Origin of the sequence: Methylobacterium durans, assembly GCF_003173715.1 — a bacterium.
GTDB classification, from domain to species: Bacteria; Pseudomonadota; Alphaproteobacteria; order Rhizobiales; family Beijerinckiaceae; genus Methylobacterium; species Methylobacterium durans.
Genome location: NZ_CP029550.1, coordinates 1,843,328 through 1,858,422, shown reverse-complemented (window position 1 = coordinate 1,858,422; position 15,095 = coordinate 1,843,328). Strand labels below are relative to the sequence as shown.

The 15,095-nt window shown below is 65.0% G+C and carries 15 protein-coding genes, 1 tRNA gene and 2 pseudogenes; 8 read left to right on the top strand and 10 right to left on the bottom strand.

Annotated features, from left to right (window positions below; genetic code table 11):
- The first annotated feature begins 181 nt into the window (after positions 1 to 181).
- The 5 genes and pseudogenes from leuC to istB all read left to right on the top strand — a co-directional run bounded on the left by leuC (position 182) and on the right by istB (position 4,833).
- Positions 182 to 1,593, top strand: a pseudogene (gene leuC / locus DK389_RS08635) (3-isopropylmalate dehydratase large subunit).
- Positions 1,594 to 1,679: 86 nt separating this feature from the next.
- Positions 1,680 to 1,764, top strand: a tRNA-Leu gene (locus DK389_RS08630).
- Positions 1,765 to 1,874: 110 nt separating this feature from the next.
- On the top strand, positions 1,875 to 2,402 hold the full coding sequence (locus DK389_RS08625) for a DUF6538 domain-containing protein (protein WP_194075177.1): 528 nt from the start codon (positions 1,875 to 1,877) through the stop codon (positions 2,400 to 2,402).
- Positions 2,403 to 2,494: 92 nt separating this feature from the next.
- Positions 2,495 to 3,994: an IS21 family transposase gene (gene istA, locus DK389_RS08620; protein WP_109888857.1), complete on the top strand. Its 1,500-nt coding sequence runs from the start codon at positions 2,495 to 2,497 to the stop codon at positions 3,992 to 3,994.
- A complete protein-coding gene (gene istB, locus DK389_RS08615; protein ID WP_109888855.1) occupies positions 3,991 to 4,833 on the top strand; it encodes an IS21-like element helper ATPase IstB in 843 nt (280 codons plus the stop codon). Before istA ends, istB begins: the two co-directional genes overlap by 4 nt.
- Before the next feature lie 288 nt (positions 4,834 to 5,121).
- On the opposite strand, the gene DK389_RS08610 is transcribed toward istB, so the two are convergent.
- The 7 genes and pseudogenes from DK389_RS08610 to DK389_RS33370 all read right to left on the bottom strand — a co-directional run bounded on the left by DK389_RS08610 (position 5,122) and on the right by DK389_RS33370 (position 8,778).
- On the bottom strand, positions 5,122 to 5,712 hold the full coding sequence (locus DK389_RS08610) for a hypothetical protein (protein ID WP_109888853.1): 591 nt from the start codon (positions 5,710 to 5,712) through the stop codon (positions 5,122 to 5,124).
- Positions 5,713 to 5,853: 141 nt separating this feature from the next.
- A complete protein-coding gene (locus tag DK389_RS35560; RefSeq protein WP_109888851.1) occupies positions 5,854 to 6,105 on the bottom strand; it encodes a PilZ domain-containing protein in 252 nt (83 codons plus the stop codon).
- Positions 6,106 to 6,220: 115 nt separating this feature from the next.
- A complete protein-coding gene (locus tag DK389_RS08600) occupies positions 6,221 to 6,697 on the bottom strand; it encodes a Ros/MucR family transcriptional regulator (RefSeq protein WP_109888849.1) in 477 nt (158 codons plus the stop codon).
- A 137-nt stretch (positions 6,698 to 6,834) separates the two neighbouring features.
- Positions 6,835 to 7,124 (bottom strand): annotated as a pseudogene (locus tag DK389_RS08595) (SOS response-associated peptidase family protein); the annotation flags it as partial.
- Between the two features lie 32 nt (positions 7,125 to 7,156).
- Positions 7,157 to 7,432, bottom strand: coding sequence for a hypothetical protein (locus DK389_RS08590; RefSeq protein ID WP_162560574.1), 276 nt, complete (start codon positions 7,430 to 7,432; stop codon positions 7,157 to 7,159).
- A gap of 117 nt (positions 7,433 to 7,549) precedes the next feature.
- Positions 7,550 to 7,672 carry a hypothetical protein gene (locus tag DK389_RS34940; protein ID WP_257791935.1) on the bottom strand — a complete coding sequence of 41 codons (123 nt, stop codon included), beginning with the start codon at positions 7,670 to 7,672 and terminating at the stop codon, positions 7,550 to 7,552.
- A 938-nt stretch (positions 7,673 to 8,610) separates the two neighbouring features.
- Entirely contained in the window at positions 8,611 to 8,778 is a 168-nt protein-coding gene (locus DK389_RS33370; protein WP_194075176.1) for a hypothetical protein, read from the bottom strand.
- A gap of 113 nt (positions 8,779 to 8,891) precedes the next feature.
- Here DK389_RS33370 and DK389_RS32220 point away from each other — a divergent pair, with 113 nt between their 5' ends.
- Both DK389_RS32220 and DK389_RS08570 read left to right on the top strand, forming a co-directional pair.
- Complete coding sequence (locus DK389_RS32220) at positions 8,892 to 9,320, top strand: hypothetical protein (protein ID WP_162560573.1); 429 nt, start codon at positions 8,892 to 8,894, stop codon at positions 9,318 to 9,320.
- 155 nt (positions 9,321 to 9,475) lie between these two features.
- Positions 9,476 to 9,691 carry a hypothetical protein gene (locus DK389_RS08570; RefSeq protein ID WP_109888839.1) on the top strand — a complete coding sequence of 72 codons (216 nt, stop codon included), beginning with the start codon at positions 9,476 to 9,478 and terminating at the stop codon, positions 9,689 to 9,691.
- Positions 9,692 to 9,734: 43 nt separating this feature from the next.
- Here the strand turns inward: DK389_RS08570 and DK389_RS08565 are convergent, their stop codons facing one another.
- Positions 9,735 to 10,097: a hypothetical protein gene (locus DK389_RS08565; protein WP_109888837.1), complete on the bottom strand. Its 363-nt coding sequence runs from the start codon at positions 10,095 to 10,097 to the stop codon at positions 9,735 to 9,737.
- Between the two features lie 310 nt (positions 10,098 to 10,407).
- Positions 10,408 to 11,634, bottom strand: a complete 1,227-nt coding sequence (locus tag DK389_RS08560; protein WP_109888836.1) for an IS701 family transposase — start codon at positions 11,632 to 11,634, stop codon at positions 10,408 to 10,410.
- A gap of 74 nt (positions 11,635 to 11,708) precedes the next feature.
- On the opposite strand from DK389_RS08560, the gene DK389_RS08555 reads away from it, so the two are divergent.
- A protein-coding gene (locus DK389_RS08555; protein ID WP_418291967.1) for an IS3 family transposase occupies positions 11,709 to 12,892 on the top strand; the annotation gives its coding sequence in 2 pieces (ribosomal slippage) (positions 11,709 to 12,003 and positions 12,003 to 12,892; 1,185 coding nt in all).
- 114 nt (positions 12,893 to 13,006) lie between these two features.
- Here DK389_RS08555 and DK389_RS08550 read toward each other — a convergent pair.
- Positions 13,007 to 13,812, bottom strand: a protein-coding gene (locus tag DK389_RS08550; RefSeq protein WP_109888834.1) for an IS5 family transposase whose coding sequence is annotated in 2 segments (ribosomal slippage) — positions 13,007 to 13,482 and positions 13,482 to 13,812 — 807 coding nt in all. Because the reading frame shifts where the segments join, the coding sequence is not laid out codon by codon here.
- Positions 13,813 to 15,095: the final 1,283 nt, after the last annotated feature.

The window sequence follows — 15,095 nt, the reverse complement described above, 5'->3', positions numbered from 1 at the left end:
TAGCGGCCGTGAGCGGTCCCGTCAGGCGGCGCCGAGGGGCCGATCGGGCCTCATGCGGGCTCTTCCGGGCTGCCATCCGCCCGGGTCCGGGCCCTGCCACTTCCGAAACGGGCTCGGCGACATTACTAAGAAGGACCGTTCCGGCAACCGGACGAGATCCACACCAGACGCGACCTGTACCATGAGCGCCCCCCGCACCCTCTACGACAAGATCTGGGACGACCACGTCGTCGATGTCGAGCCGGACGGCACCAGCCTCCTCTACATCGACCGCCACCTCGTGCACGAGGTGACGAGCCCTCAGGCCTTCGAGGGGCTTCGCGTGGCCGGCCGCAGGGTGCGCCACCCGGAGAAGACGCTGGCGGTCGTCGACCACAACGTCCAGACCTCGGACCGCCGCTTCGGCATCGAGGATCCCGAGAGCCGCACGCAGCTCGAGGCGCTGGCCGAGAACGTGCGCGACTTCGGCATCGAGTTCTACGACGCCCTCGACCGGCGTCAGGGCATCGTCCACATCATCGGACCCGAGCAGGGTTTCACGCTGCCCGGCCAGACCATCGTCTGCGGCGATTCCCACACCTCGACGCACGGCGCCTTCGGCGCACTCGCGCACGGCATCGGCACCTCCGAGGTGGAGCATGTGCTGGCCACCCAGACGCTCCTGCAGCGCAAGGCGAAGAACATGCGCGTCACCGTCGACGGCACGCTGCCGCCGGGCGTGACGGCCAAGGACATCATCCTGGCGATCATCGGTGAGATCGGCACTGCGGGCGGCACCGGCCACGTGATCGAGTATGCGGGTGAGGCAATCCGCGCCCTCTCGATGGAGGGGCGGATGACGATCTGCAACATGTCGATCGAAGGTGGCGCGCGCGCCGGGATGGTGGCTCCCGACGAGACCACCTACGCCTACGTCAAGGACCGCCCGAAGGCCCCCGCGGGGAGGCCTTCGACCGCGCGCGCTGCTACTGGGAGAGCCTCCTGACCGATGACGGCGCCCGTTTCGACCGCGAGGTGCGTCTCGATGCGGCGAACCTTCCGCCGCTGGTGAGCTGGGGCACGAGCCCGGAGGACGTGATCTCCGTGCAGGGCCGCGTGCCGGACCCGTCCGGCATCAGCGACGAGAACAAGCGCCAGTCGAAGGAGAAGGCGCTGGCCTATATGGGTCTCCAGCCCGGCACCAAGATCACCGACATCACACTCGACCGCGTCTTCATCGGCTCCTGCACGAACGGCCGCATCGAGGATCTGCGCACCGTCGCCAAGATCGTGGAGGGGCGCACGATTCATCCGGGCGTCTCGGCGATGGTCGTGCCGGGCTCCGGTCTCGTGAAGGCTCAGGCCGAGGCGGAAGGGATCGACCGCATCCTGAAGGCCGCCGGCTTCGATTGGCGCGAGCCCGGCTGCTCGATGTGCCTCGGCATGAACCCGGACAAGCTGCGCCCCGAGGAGCGCTGCGCCTCGACCTCGAACCGCAATTTCGAGGGCCGCCAGGGCCCCCGCGGGCGCACGCACCTCGTCTCGCCCGCGATGGCGGCGGCGGCGGCCGTCGCCGGCCGCTTCGTCGACATCCGCGAGTGGCCGAGCGCCTGAACGTACGAAGCGGGGCGGAATCCCGATTGACGATTCCGCCTCCGCCCCCTAAACGATCGCCAACGCCGACCGCACGCGGTCGACGGGCCCAGGTGGCGGAATTGGTAGACGCGCTGGTTTCAGGTACCAGTCTCGCAAGAGGTGAAGGTTCGAGTCCTTTCCTGGGCACCATCAGCCACCTAAAGCGCTGATCCGCAAAAAGCATTTGATCCTGAAGGGTTTGCGCTGCATCTGACTGTTCAACAGATGCGTTCAACATGCCCCTTCAGATGCCCCGCCCCATGAAGCGCAAGGGCACTTCCTTCCATCAGTTCGTCCAACGCATCCCGGCCGATGTGGCCGCGAAAGTCCGTGGGATGAAGCTGGCCATTCCAGTAGGCGAGGGGGTCGCAAACCTCATCATCTCCGAGAAGGCCAAGGACATTCGCACCTCTCTTCGCACCCGCGATCCACAGGAGGCGAAGTCACGTCAGGCAGCGGCTGTGGCTTACCTTGAAGGTCTCTGGCGCTCCGTTCGTGAAGGCCCTCGCAGGCTCACCCACAAGGAAACGGTGGCCTTGGCCGGTGAGGTCTACCGTGCGTGGACAGAGCCTCTGGAGGACAATCCTGGCCCAGTCGAGCGGTGGGTTCGTGCAGAGGTAGAGAACCTGCGTGCGGAGTTCGGCCGGCGCGGTCGCGCGGCTCTCATGATCCTGCCTGACGACGAGCGCAGCATCAGGAGCATCGAGGAGCGTGTGGGAGGCTTCTCAGACGCGCTGGTTGCGAAGCGCGGGCTTCTGATCGACGCTGAGAGCTGTGTAGGGCGGTGACAAAACCATCCACTGGAGCGTCAGCGTGGTGCTGATGCGGGCGGTGCAAAAGCCGGCCAGTGGAGAAGCTTCTCTTTCGAGAGGAGCTGGGGATGTTTGCCGTGGAAGTCTACGCGGCCGTTCGGCAGTTCGTGTTCATCGAGGGCAACTCTCGGCGTGAGGCGGCTCGGGTCTTCGGGCTGAGCCGAGAGACGATCGCCAAGATGTGCCGGTTCTCTCTGCCGCCGGGCTACACGCGCGCGAAGCCGGTCGAGAAGCCGAAGCTCGGACCTCTTCTCCCGGTGATCGCGGCGATCCTGGAGGCGGACCGGACTGCACCGGTGAAGCAGCGGCACACGGCCAAGCGGATCTTCGAGCGTCTGCGCGACGAGCACGGCTATGCCGGCGGCTACACGGTGGTGAAGGACCATGTCCGGATCTGCCGGGCGCAGGGGCGGGAGACCTTCGTGCCACTCGCCCATCCGCCCGGCCACGCCCAGGTCGACTTCGGCGAGGCGGTGGCCACGATCGGCGGCGTGCGGTGCAAGATCCATTTCTTCTGCCTGGACCTGCCGCACTCCGACGCCTGCTTTGTGAAGGCGTATCCACGGGAGACGACGGAAGCCTTCCTCGACGGCCATGTCGCCGCCTTTGCCTTCTTCGGCGGCGTGCCGCTGTCGATTCTGTACGACAACACCAAGATCGCGGTGGCCAAGATCTGCGGCGACGGAAAGCGCGAGCGCACCCGCGCCTTCACCGAGTTGGTGAGCCACTCCCTGTTCCGGGATCGCTTCGGTCGTCCGGGCAAAGGCAACGACAAGGGTAAGGTCGAAGGGCTGGTCAAGTTCGCCCGGTCCAACTTCATGACCCCGGCCCCGGAGGCCGCTTCGTTCGAGGCGCTGAACGCCGATCTGGAGCGCCGCTGCCGGGCACGGCAGGATGAGCGAGCTGGTCGGCGGCCTGAGAGCATCGGCACGCGGCTCCTGGCCGACCGCGCGGGCCTGCGGGCCCTGCCGGAGGTGCCGCTGGAGCCGTGCGAGAAGCGGGCGGCACGCGTCTCCTCGACGGCGCTGGTGCGCTACCATGGTAACGACTACTCGGTGCCCGCGGCCTACGGCTTCCGGGACGTGCTGGTGAAGGGCTTCGTCGACGAGGTCGTGATCCTGTGCGGCGGGATCGAGATCGCCCGGCACGCGCGCAGCTACGGCACCGGCATCTTCGTGTCCCAGCCGCTGCACTACCTCGCGCTGATCGAGACCAAGCCGAACGCCCTCGATCAGGCGGCGGCTCTCCAGGGCTGGGATCTGCCCGAGATGTTCCAGCATCTGCGCCACCTCCTGGAAGCGCGCATGGGCAACCGGGGCAAGCGCGAGTTCATCCAGGTGCTGCGCCTGATGGAGGCGATGCCCCAGGCCGTGGTGGCCGCAGCCGTCACGGAGGCGATCCGGCTCGGGGCGCCGGGCTTCGACGCGGTCAAGCTGATCGCGCTCGCCCGGCTCGAACGCCGACCGCCCCGGCTCGACTTGGCAGCCTATCCGCATCTGCCCAGAACCACGGTGAGGACCACCGTGGCGGCTGACTACGCGGTGTTGGTGCCAGAGGTGGCAGCATGAGCCCGGCGCGTGACGAGACCACGCCGGGCGTCCTGCTCGCTCACCATCTCAAGCAACTCAAGCTGCCCACCGTGCTGCGCGAGTATGACAAGGTCGCCCGCGAGTGCGCTCAGAGCGGTCTCGACCACCCGCGCTACCTGCTGCGGCTGGTCGAGTTAGAACTGATCGACCGCGAGCGGCGCATGGTCGAGCGCCGGATCCGGGCGGCCCGCTTCCCGGCGGTGAAGAGCCTCGACACCTTCGACTTTGCCGCCATCCCGAGGCTGAACAAGATGCTCGTGCTGGAACTGGCGCGCTGCGGCTACATCCTCGGCCGGGAGAACGTGATCGCGCTCGGTAACTCGGGCACCGGCAAGACCCACATCGCCTTGGCTCTCGGCCTGGCGGCCTGCCAGAAGGGCTTCCCGGTCACGTTCACCACTGCGGCCTCGCTGGTCAACCAGCTCCGGGAGGCGCGCGACGAGCGCCGCCTGCTCAGGCTTCAGCGCGAGCTGGCCGCGGTGAAGCTCCTCATCGTCGACGAACTCGGCTACGTGCCGCTGTCGTCGACAGGGGCGGAGTTGCTGTTTGAGGTTTTCTCGCAGCGCTACGAGCGCGGCTCGACCGTGGTGACCTCGAACCTGCCGTTCGAGGACTGGACGTCGGTTCTGGGCTCGGAGCGGCTGACCGGTGCGTTGCTCGACCGGCTGACCCACCACGTCAGCATCTTGAGCCTGAATGGCGACAGCTACCGCCTCAAAGCCTCCCGCATCCGGCGCAGCCGTCTCGGCGCGGCGGAGCAAAACCAGGCCAGCGCCAATCCCTATGATCCCGAGACGGGCGAGGTCCTGCCGACCTGAAGCCTGACGATCAACGACGAAGGCTGAAGAGGCTCGCTCCGGCGCCGTCAGCGTTCAGCCGACCTGCCGCCAGTGGCCTGGTTTTGCTCCGCCACGGCGGCCTGGAATTGAACCGCCCTTTACACCATCAGCTTCCCGCTCTTGCGGATCGCCTAGCCGAACTGCCCTTCGGGCTTTGTGAGCGGCGCAACCTCGATTGCGTATGGGTGGGGCACTTCATCGGCATGGAAGGTCTACGTCATCCTCAGTCTGTGAGAGCCACCGCTTCGTCGTATAGTGCTGACATATCTAGCGGACCTCCCCGTGTTCGGCGCAGCGGGTCCGATAGCGTGACCATGGCCCTTCGGCTGACGGGCAGCCACAGGTCTCGCACACCTGCAGGGAGCGCGACCACGTCCGCTCCGTCACCTCGGCCGCAACATCGAAGTCGGTCTCCAGCCAATCGGCCTTGGGACCGATGATCAGGTGCAGACCCGCGCAGTGCTCGCGCGCCACCCGCACGAGGACGTCACGGTCCTTCACTGCGGCCAACGCCTCGTCGAGGATCCCCCGCCAGCCGGCGCCGACCCACACCTGGGCGTCGTCGGCGAGCAGTCGTGGGTGATGCTCACGGATCTCTGCTGCATCCACACGCGCCATCTTTGGAGGCATCAGCTTGCTGTCCACCGCTGCTCGGCCAGCCGCGATGATCTGCTTGGCAGTGGCCTCATCGAGATCCTTGCCGAGATCCACCAGCGTGGAGATCTCTTTCGTGAGCCGCGCCCCTTCGGGCGTGTCTCGTCCGACAGATCGCCGCTGCTCGATGCGCTTGCCCATCTCGTTGCGGAGGATGTCACGGGCGAGACCGAACAGGATGGCAGGCGGGATGGTGGGGTCCATCACCGCCCTCTCGCAGCCCGCGAGCGCCACAGTCAAGCGGACGGACAGGCGCTGTTTGGACGCGCTGCCGGTGCCTTCCCCTAAGCTAACGGCGCTGAGCAGGATGCCAAATGGCCGGACCGTTATGCCGACGATGAGCAGCTACACGAAGGCGACGCCGACCTCCGCCCCGCGCCGCCACACGACGCTGACTGTCCGAGCTTTCCGCACCCCAAACGTGAGTTCGAAGCGTTCCGGCAGCAACCCGATCGAGGTGAAGGCCAGCTTCGCGCCGGTGTCCGAATGATCCACGACGGTGCAGGCGACCTGTCGACCGCTCGTGAAGGTAGCTGTCCCCGGTAGATTGGCGGTGGTGCGTACGGATCGGCGTCGTTCTTGCCCAGCAATTAGCATCCGGCTTGCTCTCAGATCGGCTTTGCCGGCTGATGCCTACGCCGCCGAACGTTGAGGATCGGTAGCTATCACCGATCCTCGAGTACGCAGTGGAGCGCCAGGTAGAGTCGCCCCTTCAGGCCGCCTTGCGGCGCCCGCGGCTCGTCGGAGCTTCGGCAGTCTCACCCTCAGTGGCACGTGCGCCCGGGCGGCCGAGGCCGATGGACTTGGCAAGCTCGGAGCGCTGGGCGGCGTAGCTGGCGCACACCATCGGATAGTCGTTGGGCAGCCCGAAGCGCTGGCGGTAGCTGTGCGGATCAAGCCCATGTCCGGTCAGGTGCCGCTTCAGCGTCTTGTACGATCGGCCATCGATGAACGAGATCAGGGCGTCCGGCGTGATCGACTTACGGATCTGCGAAGGCGTGGCCTTCTCGACCTCTTCCTCAGCGGCCTGAGGCGCGCCGCTCGTGAGGCCGGTCAGCGCCACGTGCACGCTGGTGAGGAGAGCCGGCAACTCAGCGACCGGCAGAGGATTGTTGGACACGTAGGCCGAGACGATGTCAGCTGCGAGCCCAACGAAGTCGGGGCTCTGCCCCTCAGTATTTTCTGTCACGTTGTAAGTCCATGGTTCATGCGCCCTCACGCGGCGTAGATCATCATATGCGCAAGCAAATCAAGGGCTGGCGCGCAGAAACAATCAGCAAGGCTCCTTTCCGGGGCGGACTGCTCGTGCAGTCCTACGTCTGCCGTTCAACCTTCATCCTTGCGGGCGCCCCGCGCGACGACCTTCATCATCTCATCAGGCAGAGGGCGCTGCAGCTCCAGAGCTTCCTCGGTCGGTGCCTCAAGCCAGATGCGCCACTCGTCCTCGGTGATCAGCAGCACCGGCATCGCTTTCGGATGTACAGAGCCGACCACGCCGGTCGCCTCCGTCGTCAGGAAGCTGTAGAGCCGGTGCTCTTCCTCGACCGGCTCGTCTCGCTTCGGGCCGCGCACGCCTGTCCCCGGCGCCAAATGCCAGCAGAGGCGAACAGCGTCCGCTGGTCGGCCATCGGAAACCACAGACAGGGTTTCAGAACGCGCTACGAAGCCTAGCCACGCCGCGCCGGTAGTCGTCGAGCGTCATTTGGTCGATCGCCTTGCCGGCAGATCCCCGCACAGACCCTACCAAGTCCAAGTTGTGCAACTCGCCGCTTGCGAAAAGAAGGCCGTCGTCAGTCCAGTATTGAATCTCTTCCAGACCTTCGACGCGCCCCTCCCAGGGGTGAGAGTGACCACCTCGTGCGAGAACGGGGCCGGCGATACGGCCGTCGCGTGTGCGATAGGAAAGACCGGTGCGCATCTTCATCTTGTACCAGACGCTATCCTCGATCAGGGCGCACAAGGGCGGGTGGTAGAGTGGGTGATCAGAGCCTGCCTGCCCCTGACTGCTCAGGCAAAGACCGCGACGTGCTCAACCGGCCGCTCACACGCCGATCATTTCCTCCTGCACGCCATTGAGATAGCCGGTGAGCCGAAGGGCAATCGCGAGGTCCGCGCATTGAATCCAGATTGCGGTCGGCAGAGCGACGCGTTCGAGGTTGCGCAAAATGGACTCCCCAGAGAGCGCAGCTTCCCTCTCCTGCGAGTGAGCCAGGACGCGTGCTCCGCTTGGAGTTGCGATCATGACGGAAATTGTAACCATAGAGACCTAACAGCGCGCAGGAGGCATCGTTGCTGGAGCAAGCCTGCGGCTTTCTCGACCTCAGCAACTCAGCCGCGCGAGAAGGCGGTGACGTGAATTGGCGCGATTCAATCGTCCTCATCTTTGGGTGGTGGAACGTAGTAGATATTGATCGCCTTCCAAAACGCAGCACGCTCTTCCGGCGTTCGGGAGGCTAGGGCAGCTTGGAGATCGGCGAGCCCAACCTGCGCAGCTCTCTCGCGCTGGTTAGCGTCCAGGAGGTCGAAAACTTCACACACTGCGTTCTCCCGGTGGTGGAGCGCTCCCCGCTCGCGGCTCGCTCTGCGCTGACCCTACCGACGAAAACCCCGCTAGCCGTGAGCCTGCGGGGCTTCAGTCGAGTTGGGATGCGCCGTTCAGATGTTACTGGCCACCGCTGCCATTACCCCCGCTGCCGGAACTGCCTTGCGGCACGGCGCGCGAAGGCTGGCCAGCATTCCCACCTGCGGCTGAGTCCGTCGTGATGGTCTCAGCGCCTGTCGCGCTTGGCGCAATGATTACGCCACGACCAGACCCAGTATTGCTTGACTGTCCCTGAACGACAGTCCCCGTGGCGCTTGGCGCCCGCGCGTCTGGTAAGCCTTGAGCGAGTGCCGAGCATGTGAACGACAGCGACAAAGCCGCGGCAACTACTAATTTGTTCATGAAATCTCCTTGCCGAACGCAGTCCGGCATCTGGAGGTTCAACGTGGCGAATGTCTGATGGTTGCTGCCGGAACATGCGGCATCCTTGGCACAACATAAAGGGCCCGCTGCGGCGAACCGGGCGGGCCTCAATCACCGCACCCATCCGTAGCGCGATCTTATTGACCGCCACCGGAGCCACCGCCGCCTGCTGAATTGGATCGCGGCTTGTTGTTCTCCTCGGCGTTTCCGGAAGCTGCCGACGCACTTTCGGCCGGCCGGCCCTGAGCGAGGACGCGGCCAGCGCACACGAGCGCCAGCGTCGTCATTGTTGCGAGCTTCTTCATGTTTCCTCCGTGCCCGGATCTTTGGGCGTCTCGGCGACACCAAGTGGTCCGTTGAAGTTGTGTCCCGCCGCTCGATCGCGTGCCATGGCTTGGAGTTGAGCGTTCCTCATTCTATGATGCAGCGCCAGAAAACGGGCGCGTCGCGCATTATGAGCACCGGACGCTTCGCCCTCATGGCGATCGGCGCCGCCGGGTCGCGTCAGCGCGAAATATTCCTCGGATTCGAGACGCGTGAGGCCGGCATAGATGGTGTGACCGCACGCGTCTTCCGAGAGACAGCGCATCTCGCGAAGATGCGCCAGTTCAGCCGGATCAAATTCCATGGTGATGTGGGACTATTTCTGCGGGGCTGGCCGCTTGGACTGGAACTGCGTCCGCTGATACTGCTTCCCTTTCTTCGGGTCGGGCTTGTCGACCAACATGCGTTTCACGCGCTCGTTGAAATCTACCGCCGAAATCGCCTGAGCAGCGCCATTGTTCGTGGAATGAGCCATGATGGCCTCCCCGTCGTCACCCAGTGCACGGGATTGCGCGGAGGGTAGCTTGTAGATGGGGCGTCTGTAGGCCGATTGCGAACTCATCGATGATGAAGACACCGGCCGCCCCGTAGCGTGAACGAACGGCGCCGGGACGGCGAGGCATGAGTCGATCGCCATTGCCGCACGTTGCCCTTCGCTTATCAGGACGGAGAACGGCCTTGTCTGCGATGAAAATTCTCGCCAGCGTTTCCACGGAGGAGGTGCCCGGCGGATACCAGCTCACGATGGAGACCGACGACCGCCAAGTCATTCGCCTGTTCGCGACCGAGAACCAGGTGAGCGACCTTGCCGACGAACTCGACGAGCTTCTCGACGACGATGAGGTCGAGTTCACCCCGGAACAGAAGCATGCTGGCGAGGAGCAGTTGTCCTGAGGGGATGGGCTCGCGTCATGCAGGTCTTGGGCCTGCGGGCCGTTCAGGTCAGCGGACCCAACGGGGCGAGACGATCCAGAACAACCTGGCGTTCCTGCAGCACCCGTAATCCTCTTCGGACCGTCCGAGCCAGCAGGATCAGTTTGACCTGCTGGACCAGCAGAGCCGGCAGACCCCTGGGTGCTGGACGGTCCTTGATCTCCCCGATCTCCATCAGGGCCCTTCGGATCTGCCACACCAGCGGCGCCAGTCGAGTCCCGAGAACTTGTCGCGCCAGCTGGCCCTTGTGGGCCCGGTGTGCAGGGTTCGCCTGATAGGCTCGGTGGACCCGCTGCACCTGGCATTCCTGCCGATCCAGGAGGGTCCGCAGGTCTGCTGTCTCCCTGATGTTCGGCAACCCCTGCATCGTCTCGCTTACCCTACTGCCGCGTAGCACTGCCGAGCTAACGTTGCCTCGGGGCCATTGTTCAGCTGGTGAGCAGGCACACAAAAGAAAGCCGCCCAGCTGGGCCGGGCGGGCTGAAGATGAACATCCGCGTGCCCAACAGGCTCAAGGGGGGAAAAGACTAAAAAGCCTAGCTGCGGACCGTGCTCCGAACATGAGAAGTCCCGCGAGCCCTTAGCATTACAGTTGCAGTTTCGTTCTGAGGTGCGCCTGTCGGGCGGCAGCTTGGTGGGCGCGCCGCCAGGCTGACCAAGCGAGCACGAGCGCGGGCTCAATGCGCCGCTGCGCCAGCCGCATCGCCACGCGCCGGATCTCCTGAATGGACCACGGCACCGGCGAGCTTGGCGATGAGCGGCGTTTTTGGGGGCGTTCCGTTGGCCAACCGGCGCACCCGCGCCAACATCGCAAAAGCCAGCATCACCAAGCTGACGTGCCGGTGCCAGCCGTGCCACGAACGGCTCTCGTTGTGGGCCAGCCCGAGCTCCGTCTTGGCGGTCTCGAACGCGTCCTCGATGGCCCAGCGTCGCCCCTCCACGGCCACCAGCGTCTGCACCGGCGTGCCGACCGGGCACCAAGTGGTGAAGTAGGAGAAGCTCCCGTCCGACAGGCTGCGCCGCACGAGCAGGCCGCGCGTCCACACGCTCTGATCAAGAGCGGCGTCGAGCGCATCCGCCGGCAGCGTGGCCAGCGGCAGGTAGGCCCAGTCGAACAGGCGCGGTCCCTTCGTGCCAGATCCGGCCGAGAGCCGGATCCAGTCTGTCTTGGAGAGATCCTTGGCGATCTCCTCGGCGGTGCCCGCGACGTCGAGGTTTTGGTCCCAGGACCAGAACCGATGCTGACCCGTGACACCGAGCACGTAGCCCTTGTACGCACGGCGCAGCGCCAGCTCGATCTCGCCAACCCCGTAGATGCTGTCAGCCGCAACCCACGCAAACGGCACCTCTGCCTTTATCGCCCGCTCGATCATGGCCAGCGCCAGCTGCGGCTTGGTGGCAAAGGTGATGGCCTCCGGCACATGCGCCGTCCGCCTTCGAGCCGGGTCTCCGGCCCAGGCTTTGGGCAGGTACAGCTGACGATCGATGAAGGCGTGGCCCTGATCCGAGACGTAGGCGGCAAACACCCCGATCTGGCAGTTGGTGATCTTGCCAGCTGAGCCTGTGTACTGCCGGCCCACACCGCACGAGGCTCTGCCCTGCTTCAAGAAGCCGGTCTCGTCGATCACCACCACCGCGTCAGGTGAGCCGAGCGTCTCGAGGACGTAGTCACGCACCACGTCCCGCAGCGCCTCCGCGTCCCAGTGCGTGCGACCGAGGACAGCCTGCTGGCGCCAGGGGCCTGGATCACCAGCAGCTTCAGCCCGCATCCAGCCGGTCTTGCGCCGCTCACCCCCAAGCAAGCCCTCCAGGAAGGCGTTGGCGGAGGCGGCGACGCTCGGGGCGGCAAACAGCGGGCGGATGCGCTGCTTGGCCTGCCGCAGTGTCGTCGACCAGAGCTCCAGCGTGGATTCGAGTGATCTTCCTCTGAATGAGTGGACACCTCTGCTACGCTCCTACGGGGGCTGGAAGGTGTCTGATGGGGACAACGAAACGAACGTTCACGCCTGAGTTCAAGCGTGAGGCCGTGGCCCTTCTGGAGAGCAGCGGCCGGCCGCAGATGCAGATCGCAGCCGAGCTTGGCATCCAGCCCTCGATGCTGCGGGCCTGGCGCGCGAGCCTACAGGACAGCCCGCCACGTGTGGTCGGCAGTGGGCCTACGCCTGTGGCGGCTTCGCCTCTGACCTCACCGGCCGATCAGGCCGCCGAGATCGCTCGCCTGCGGCGCGAACTCGATCGCACGCGCATGGAGCGCGACATACTAAAAAAAGCCATCGGCATCTTCGCGGAGGTGCCGAAATGACGTTTCGCTTCATCGAGCAGCATGGAAGCATCTGGCCGGTGCGTCTCATGTGCCGCGTGCTCGGGGTCTCGGCCAGTGGGTATTATGCCTGGCGCTCCCGGCCTGAGAGCCGCCGCGCCCAGGAGAACCGTACCTTGCTGGCGGACGTGCGACGCCTGCAGGAACAGCACAAGAGCCGCTACGGCTCACCGCGGATGCATGCCGCTCTGCGCGCGGAGGGACGCGGCGTCAGCCGAGGCCGCATCGAGCGGCTGATGCGCCGACACGGCATCCGGGCTCTGGCAGGCCGCCGCTATCGCCCGTGCACCACCGACAGCAATCATCCCCTGCCGCTCGCTCCCAACCTCCTGCAGCAGACCTTCGTGGCGGCAGCCCCCAACCGCGTCTGGCTAGCCGACATCACCTACCTGGCGACTGGCGAGGGCTGGCTCTACCTCGCGGCCGTGCTGGATCTGGCCACCCGCAAGCTCGTGGGATGGGCCATGCGCGAGCACATGCGCATCGAGTTGACCCTGGCCGCGTTGATGATGGCCACCCAGCGGCAACGGCCAGCTGCCGGGCTCATCTGTCATTCGGATCGCGGGAGCCAATACGCTGCGGCAGCTTACGGCGAGCAACTCGCCGTCGTAGGGGCGGTCGCCTCGATGAGCCGGACAGGATGCTGCTTCGACAATGCCCCGATGGAAAGCTTCTTCCACACACTCAAGGTCGAACTCGTCCATCAGCGCCGATGGGCAACCCGCGACGAGGCACGTCGCGACCTGTTCGCCTACATCGAGGGCTACTACAACCGACAGCGCCTCCACTCCGCCCTCGGCTACCGTACGCCTGAGCAAGCTGAGCAGCGCTGGGCAACGTAACCTCCGTGTCCACTGAAACAGGGGAGGATCACGAGCGAGGTTGAGGACATCGCGCTCTCCCATCCGAAACCACTCAGATAGGAGCCTCACCCTGCAACTGTAATGTTAGAGCGTCTAACAAAACCATCGTTCGATGAAGCGCCAGACGATGAGGGCTGCGGCCAGCGTGGAGAAGGCGAGATGGATATCTCTCCGCCGCTCGTAGCGAATGGCAAGGCGGCGGAACTGGGCAAACCAGGCCAGCGTCCTCTCGACCACCCACCTGTGACGCCCGAGACGCTGACTGCTCTCGATGCCGCGGCGGGCGATGCGGTGCTGGATGCGCCGGCGGGTAAGAGCCCGACGGCAGCGGCGGTGGTCGTAAGCCTTATCGGCATACAGCCGGGCGGGGCGTTTGCGCGGTCGTCCCCAGCACTGGCGGATCGGCGGGACGGCATCCACGACCTCCTCCAGCATCCGGCTGTCGTGCACGTTGGCCCCTGTGAGGCTCAGCGCGAGAGGGATGCCCTTCGCATCGGTGAGGACGTGGCGCTTCGTGCCCGGCTTGCCGCGATCAGTCGGGTTCGGGCCCGTCGCCGAGCCCCCCTTTTGGCGGCAATCGAGGCGCTGTCGAGCGAAGCGCGACTGAAGTCGATGCCGTTCTGGCGTCCCAGCCGGTCGAGCAGCGCCTGTTGCAGACGGTCCCACACTCCAGCCTTCTGCCAGTCGCGCAGGCGTCGCCAGCAGGTCATGCCCGAGCCGCAGCCCATCTCGCGCGGCAGCAGCTCCCAAGGCGTGCCCGAGCGCAACACGAACAAGATGCCGGTCAGCGCTACGCGGTCGGATGTTCGAGGGCGCCCACCCTTAGGCTTGGCCGGTTCAGGCGGCAGCAGCGGGGCGATCACGGCCCATAAGCCGTCGGGAAGGAGCGGTTTCGCCATCTCCTCTCAACGCGCCGCAACCGGTTTTGTTAGAGGCTCTTAGGTCACGGGGGACAAGCGTCACTCGGCTCATTCACTGGAGCATTGGCAACCCATTCCAAGATCCTGTCCAACCTCCGGAAGCTATGCTCGACCTCTCGGAACGGTGGAGGGCGCTACAATGAGTGCGGATGCCCGAGCAGTGCCGCTAGCATCGCCGAGATCGTGAAGGGTTACACGAAAACCGCTGGCCTCAATGTCTCGACCTTTGGGGCGCACTCGTTCCGGACCGGCTACATCACGACGGCGGCCGAGCGCGGCGGCGATCTCGCCCTCATCATGAGCAGAGTGGACATCGCGACTCGCGCGCGGCGCTGGGCTACATCTTTCGGGCGAACGCCTTCAAGGGTCACTCAGGGAGCGGGTTTCTGTAGGTCAGCCGAGCTGCTCTAGGACGATCTTACGCAATTCTTCGCGGGTGAGACCGCAGGGCTGCGGCTTCCAAACAGAATTGGAGATAGCCGGCTTGGCGCCAGCTAAAGAGCGCGACTGTGCCGCCGTGGGCTTCAGTTCAGTAGTGATGTGCATGCGAAATCCATAGGCCGCTACGGCAGAAGCCGTCGGTCGGCGCGTGTGTTCAGGAGTGTCGCAGCTAGAAGCGAGCGACAGGTGCGCTGCGGATAGGGCAGCGATCAAACTTTGAAAAAGACGGGAAACCGGGCTCGGCGCTCGATCGAGAGCGGGCCGAATGGATCTGGTCCGATACCCCTTATTTAACCAAACATTGTGGTCTTTTGAAGGCGCCTTACTTCTGCTGATACTACTCACCCCAGAACAGCGGCTGTCTGCCCGAGGTCCTCGACGGGCAGAAGTTCTTCAGTGACAGACGCGATAGGCCCTGCGCCCCACGACCGGTGGCTGGGCGGCCAGCTCTGAAGCTCTGTCGACATCAGGTCGTCGGGGCTGGGCTGTGCGTCGGCATACTCCGACAGCATGTCCTCGATTTCTGCTGGCCCGATCATACCCGCTCCTCTGCGGCCATGTTGCACCGCACAAGAAAAACGTTGCTGCCGGCTTTATCGTTCCGCGGCAGTGCCAGAGCGGTCGTCCAGAAAACCTAAAGCGCCTGACTGTTACAACGTCAGAATTGACGTTTCAGCGTTTGGCCTTCGTCCATTTCCGGCTGTCCAACGCCTTGAAGGATCGCTCGGGTAGCGAGTTCCTGCGAGCATTACTTCCTATAACATTTGGCGTTGCCAGAGATGATGTGGGCGGGGAGGGTTTCCTCATCCAAAAGGAGCTCT

What these genes read in the sequence shown, in the direction of transcription:
- DK389_RS08610 (WP_109888853.1), bottom strand. Translation starts at nt 5,712, where the DNA reads ATGGACCCCACCATCCCGCCTGCCATCCTGTTCGGTCTCGCCCGTGAC.
- DK389_RS08565 (WP_109888837.1), bottom strand. Translation starts at nt 10,097, where the DNA reads ATGCAGGGGTTGCCGAACATCAGGGAGACAGCAGACCTGCGGACCCTC.
- DK389_RS32220 (WP_162560573.1), top strand. Translation starts at nt 8,892, where the DNA reads ATGATGCAGCGCCAGAAAACGGGCGCGTCGCGCATTATGAGCACCGGA.
- istB (WP_109888855.1), top strand. Translation starts at nt 3,991, where the DNA reads ATGAGCCCGGCGCGTGACGAGACCACGCCGGGCGTCCTGCTCGCTCAC.
- DK389_RS08590 (WP_162560574.1), bottom strand. Translation starts at nt 7,432, where the DNA reads ATGAAGATGCGCACCGGTCTTTCCTATCGCACACGCGACGGCCGTATC.
- DK389_RS35560 (WP_109888851.1), bottom strand. Translation starts at nt 6,105, where the DNA reads ATGCTAATTGCTGGGCAAGAACGACGCCGATCCGTACGCACCACCGCC.
- DK389_RS08625 (WP_194075177.1), top strand. Translation starts at nt 1,875, where the DNA reads ATGAAGCGCAAGGGCACTTCCTTCCATCAGTTCGTCCAACGCATCCCG.
- DK389_RS33370 (WP_194075176.1), bottom strand. Translation starts at nt 8,778, where the DNA reads ATGAAGAAGCTCGCAACAATGACGACGCTGGCGCTCGTGTGCGCTGGC.
- istA (WP_109888857.1), top strand. Translation starts at nt 2,495, where the DNA reads ATGTTTGCCGTGGAAGTCTACGCGGCCGTTCGGCAGTTCGTGTTCATC.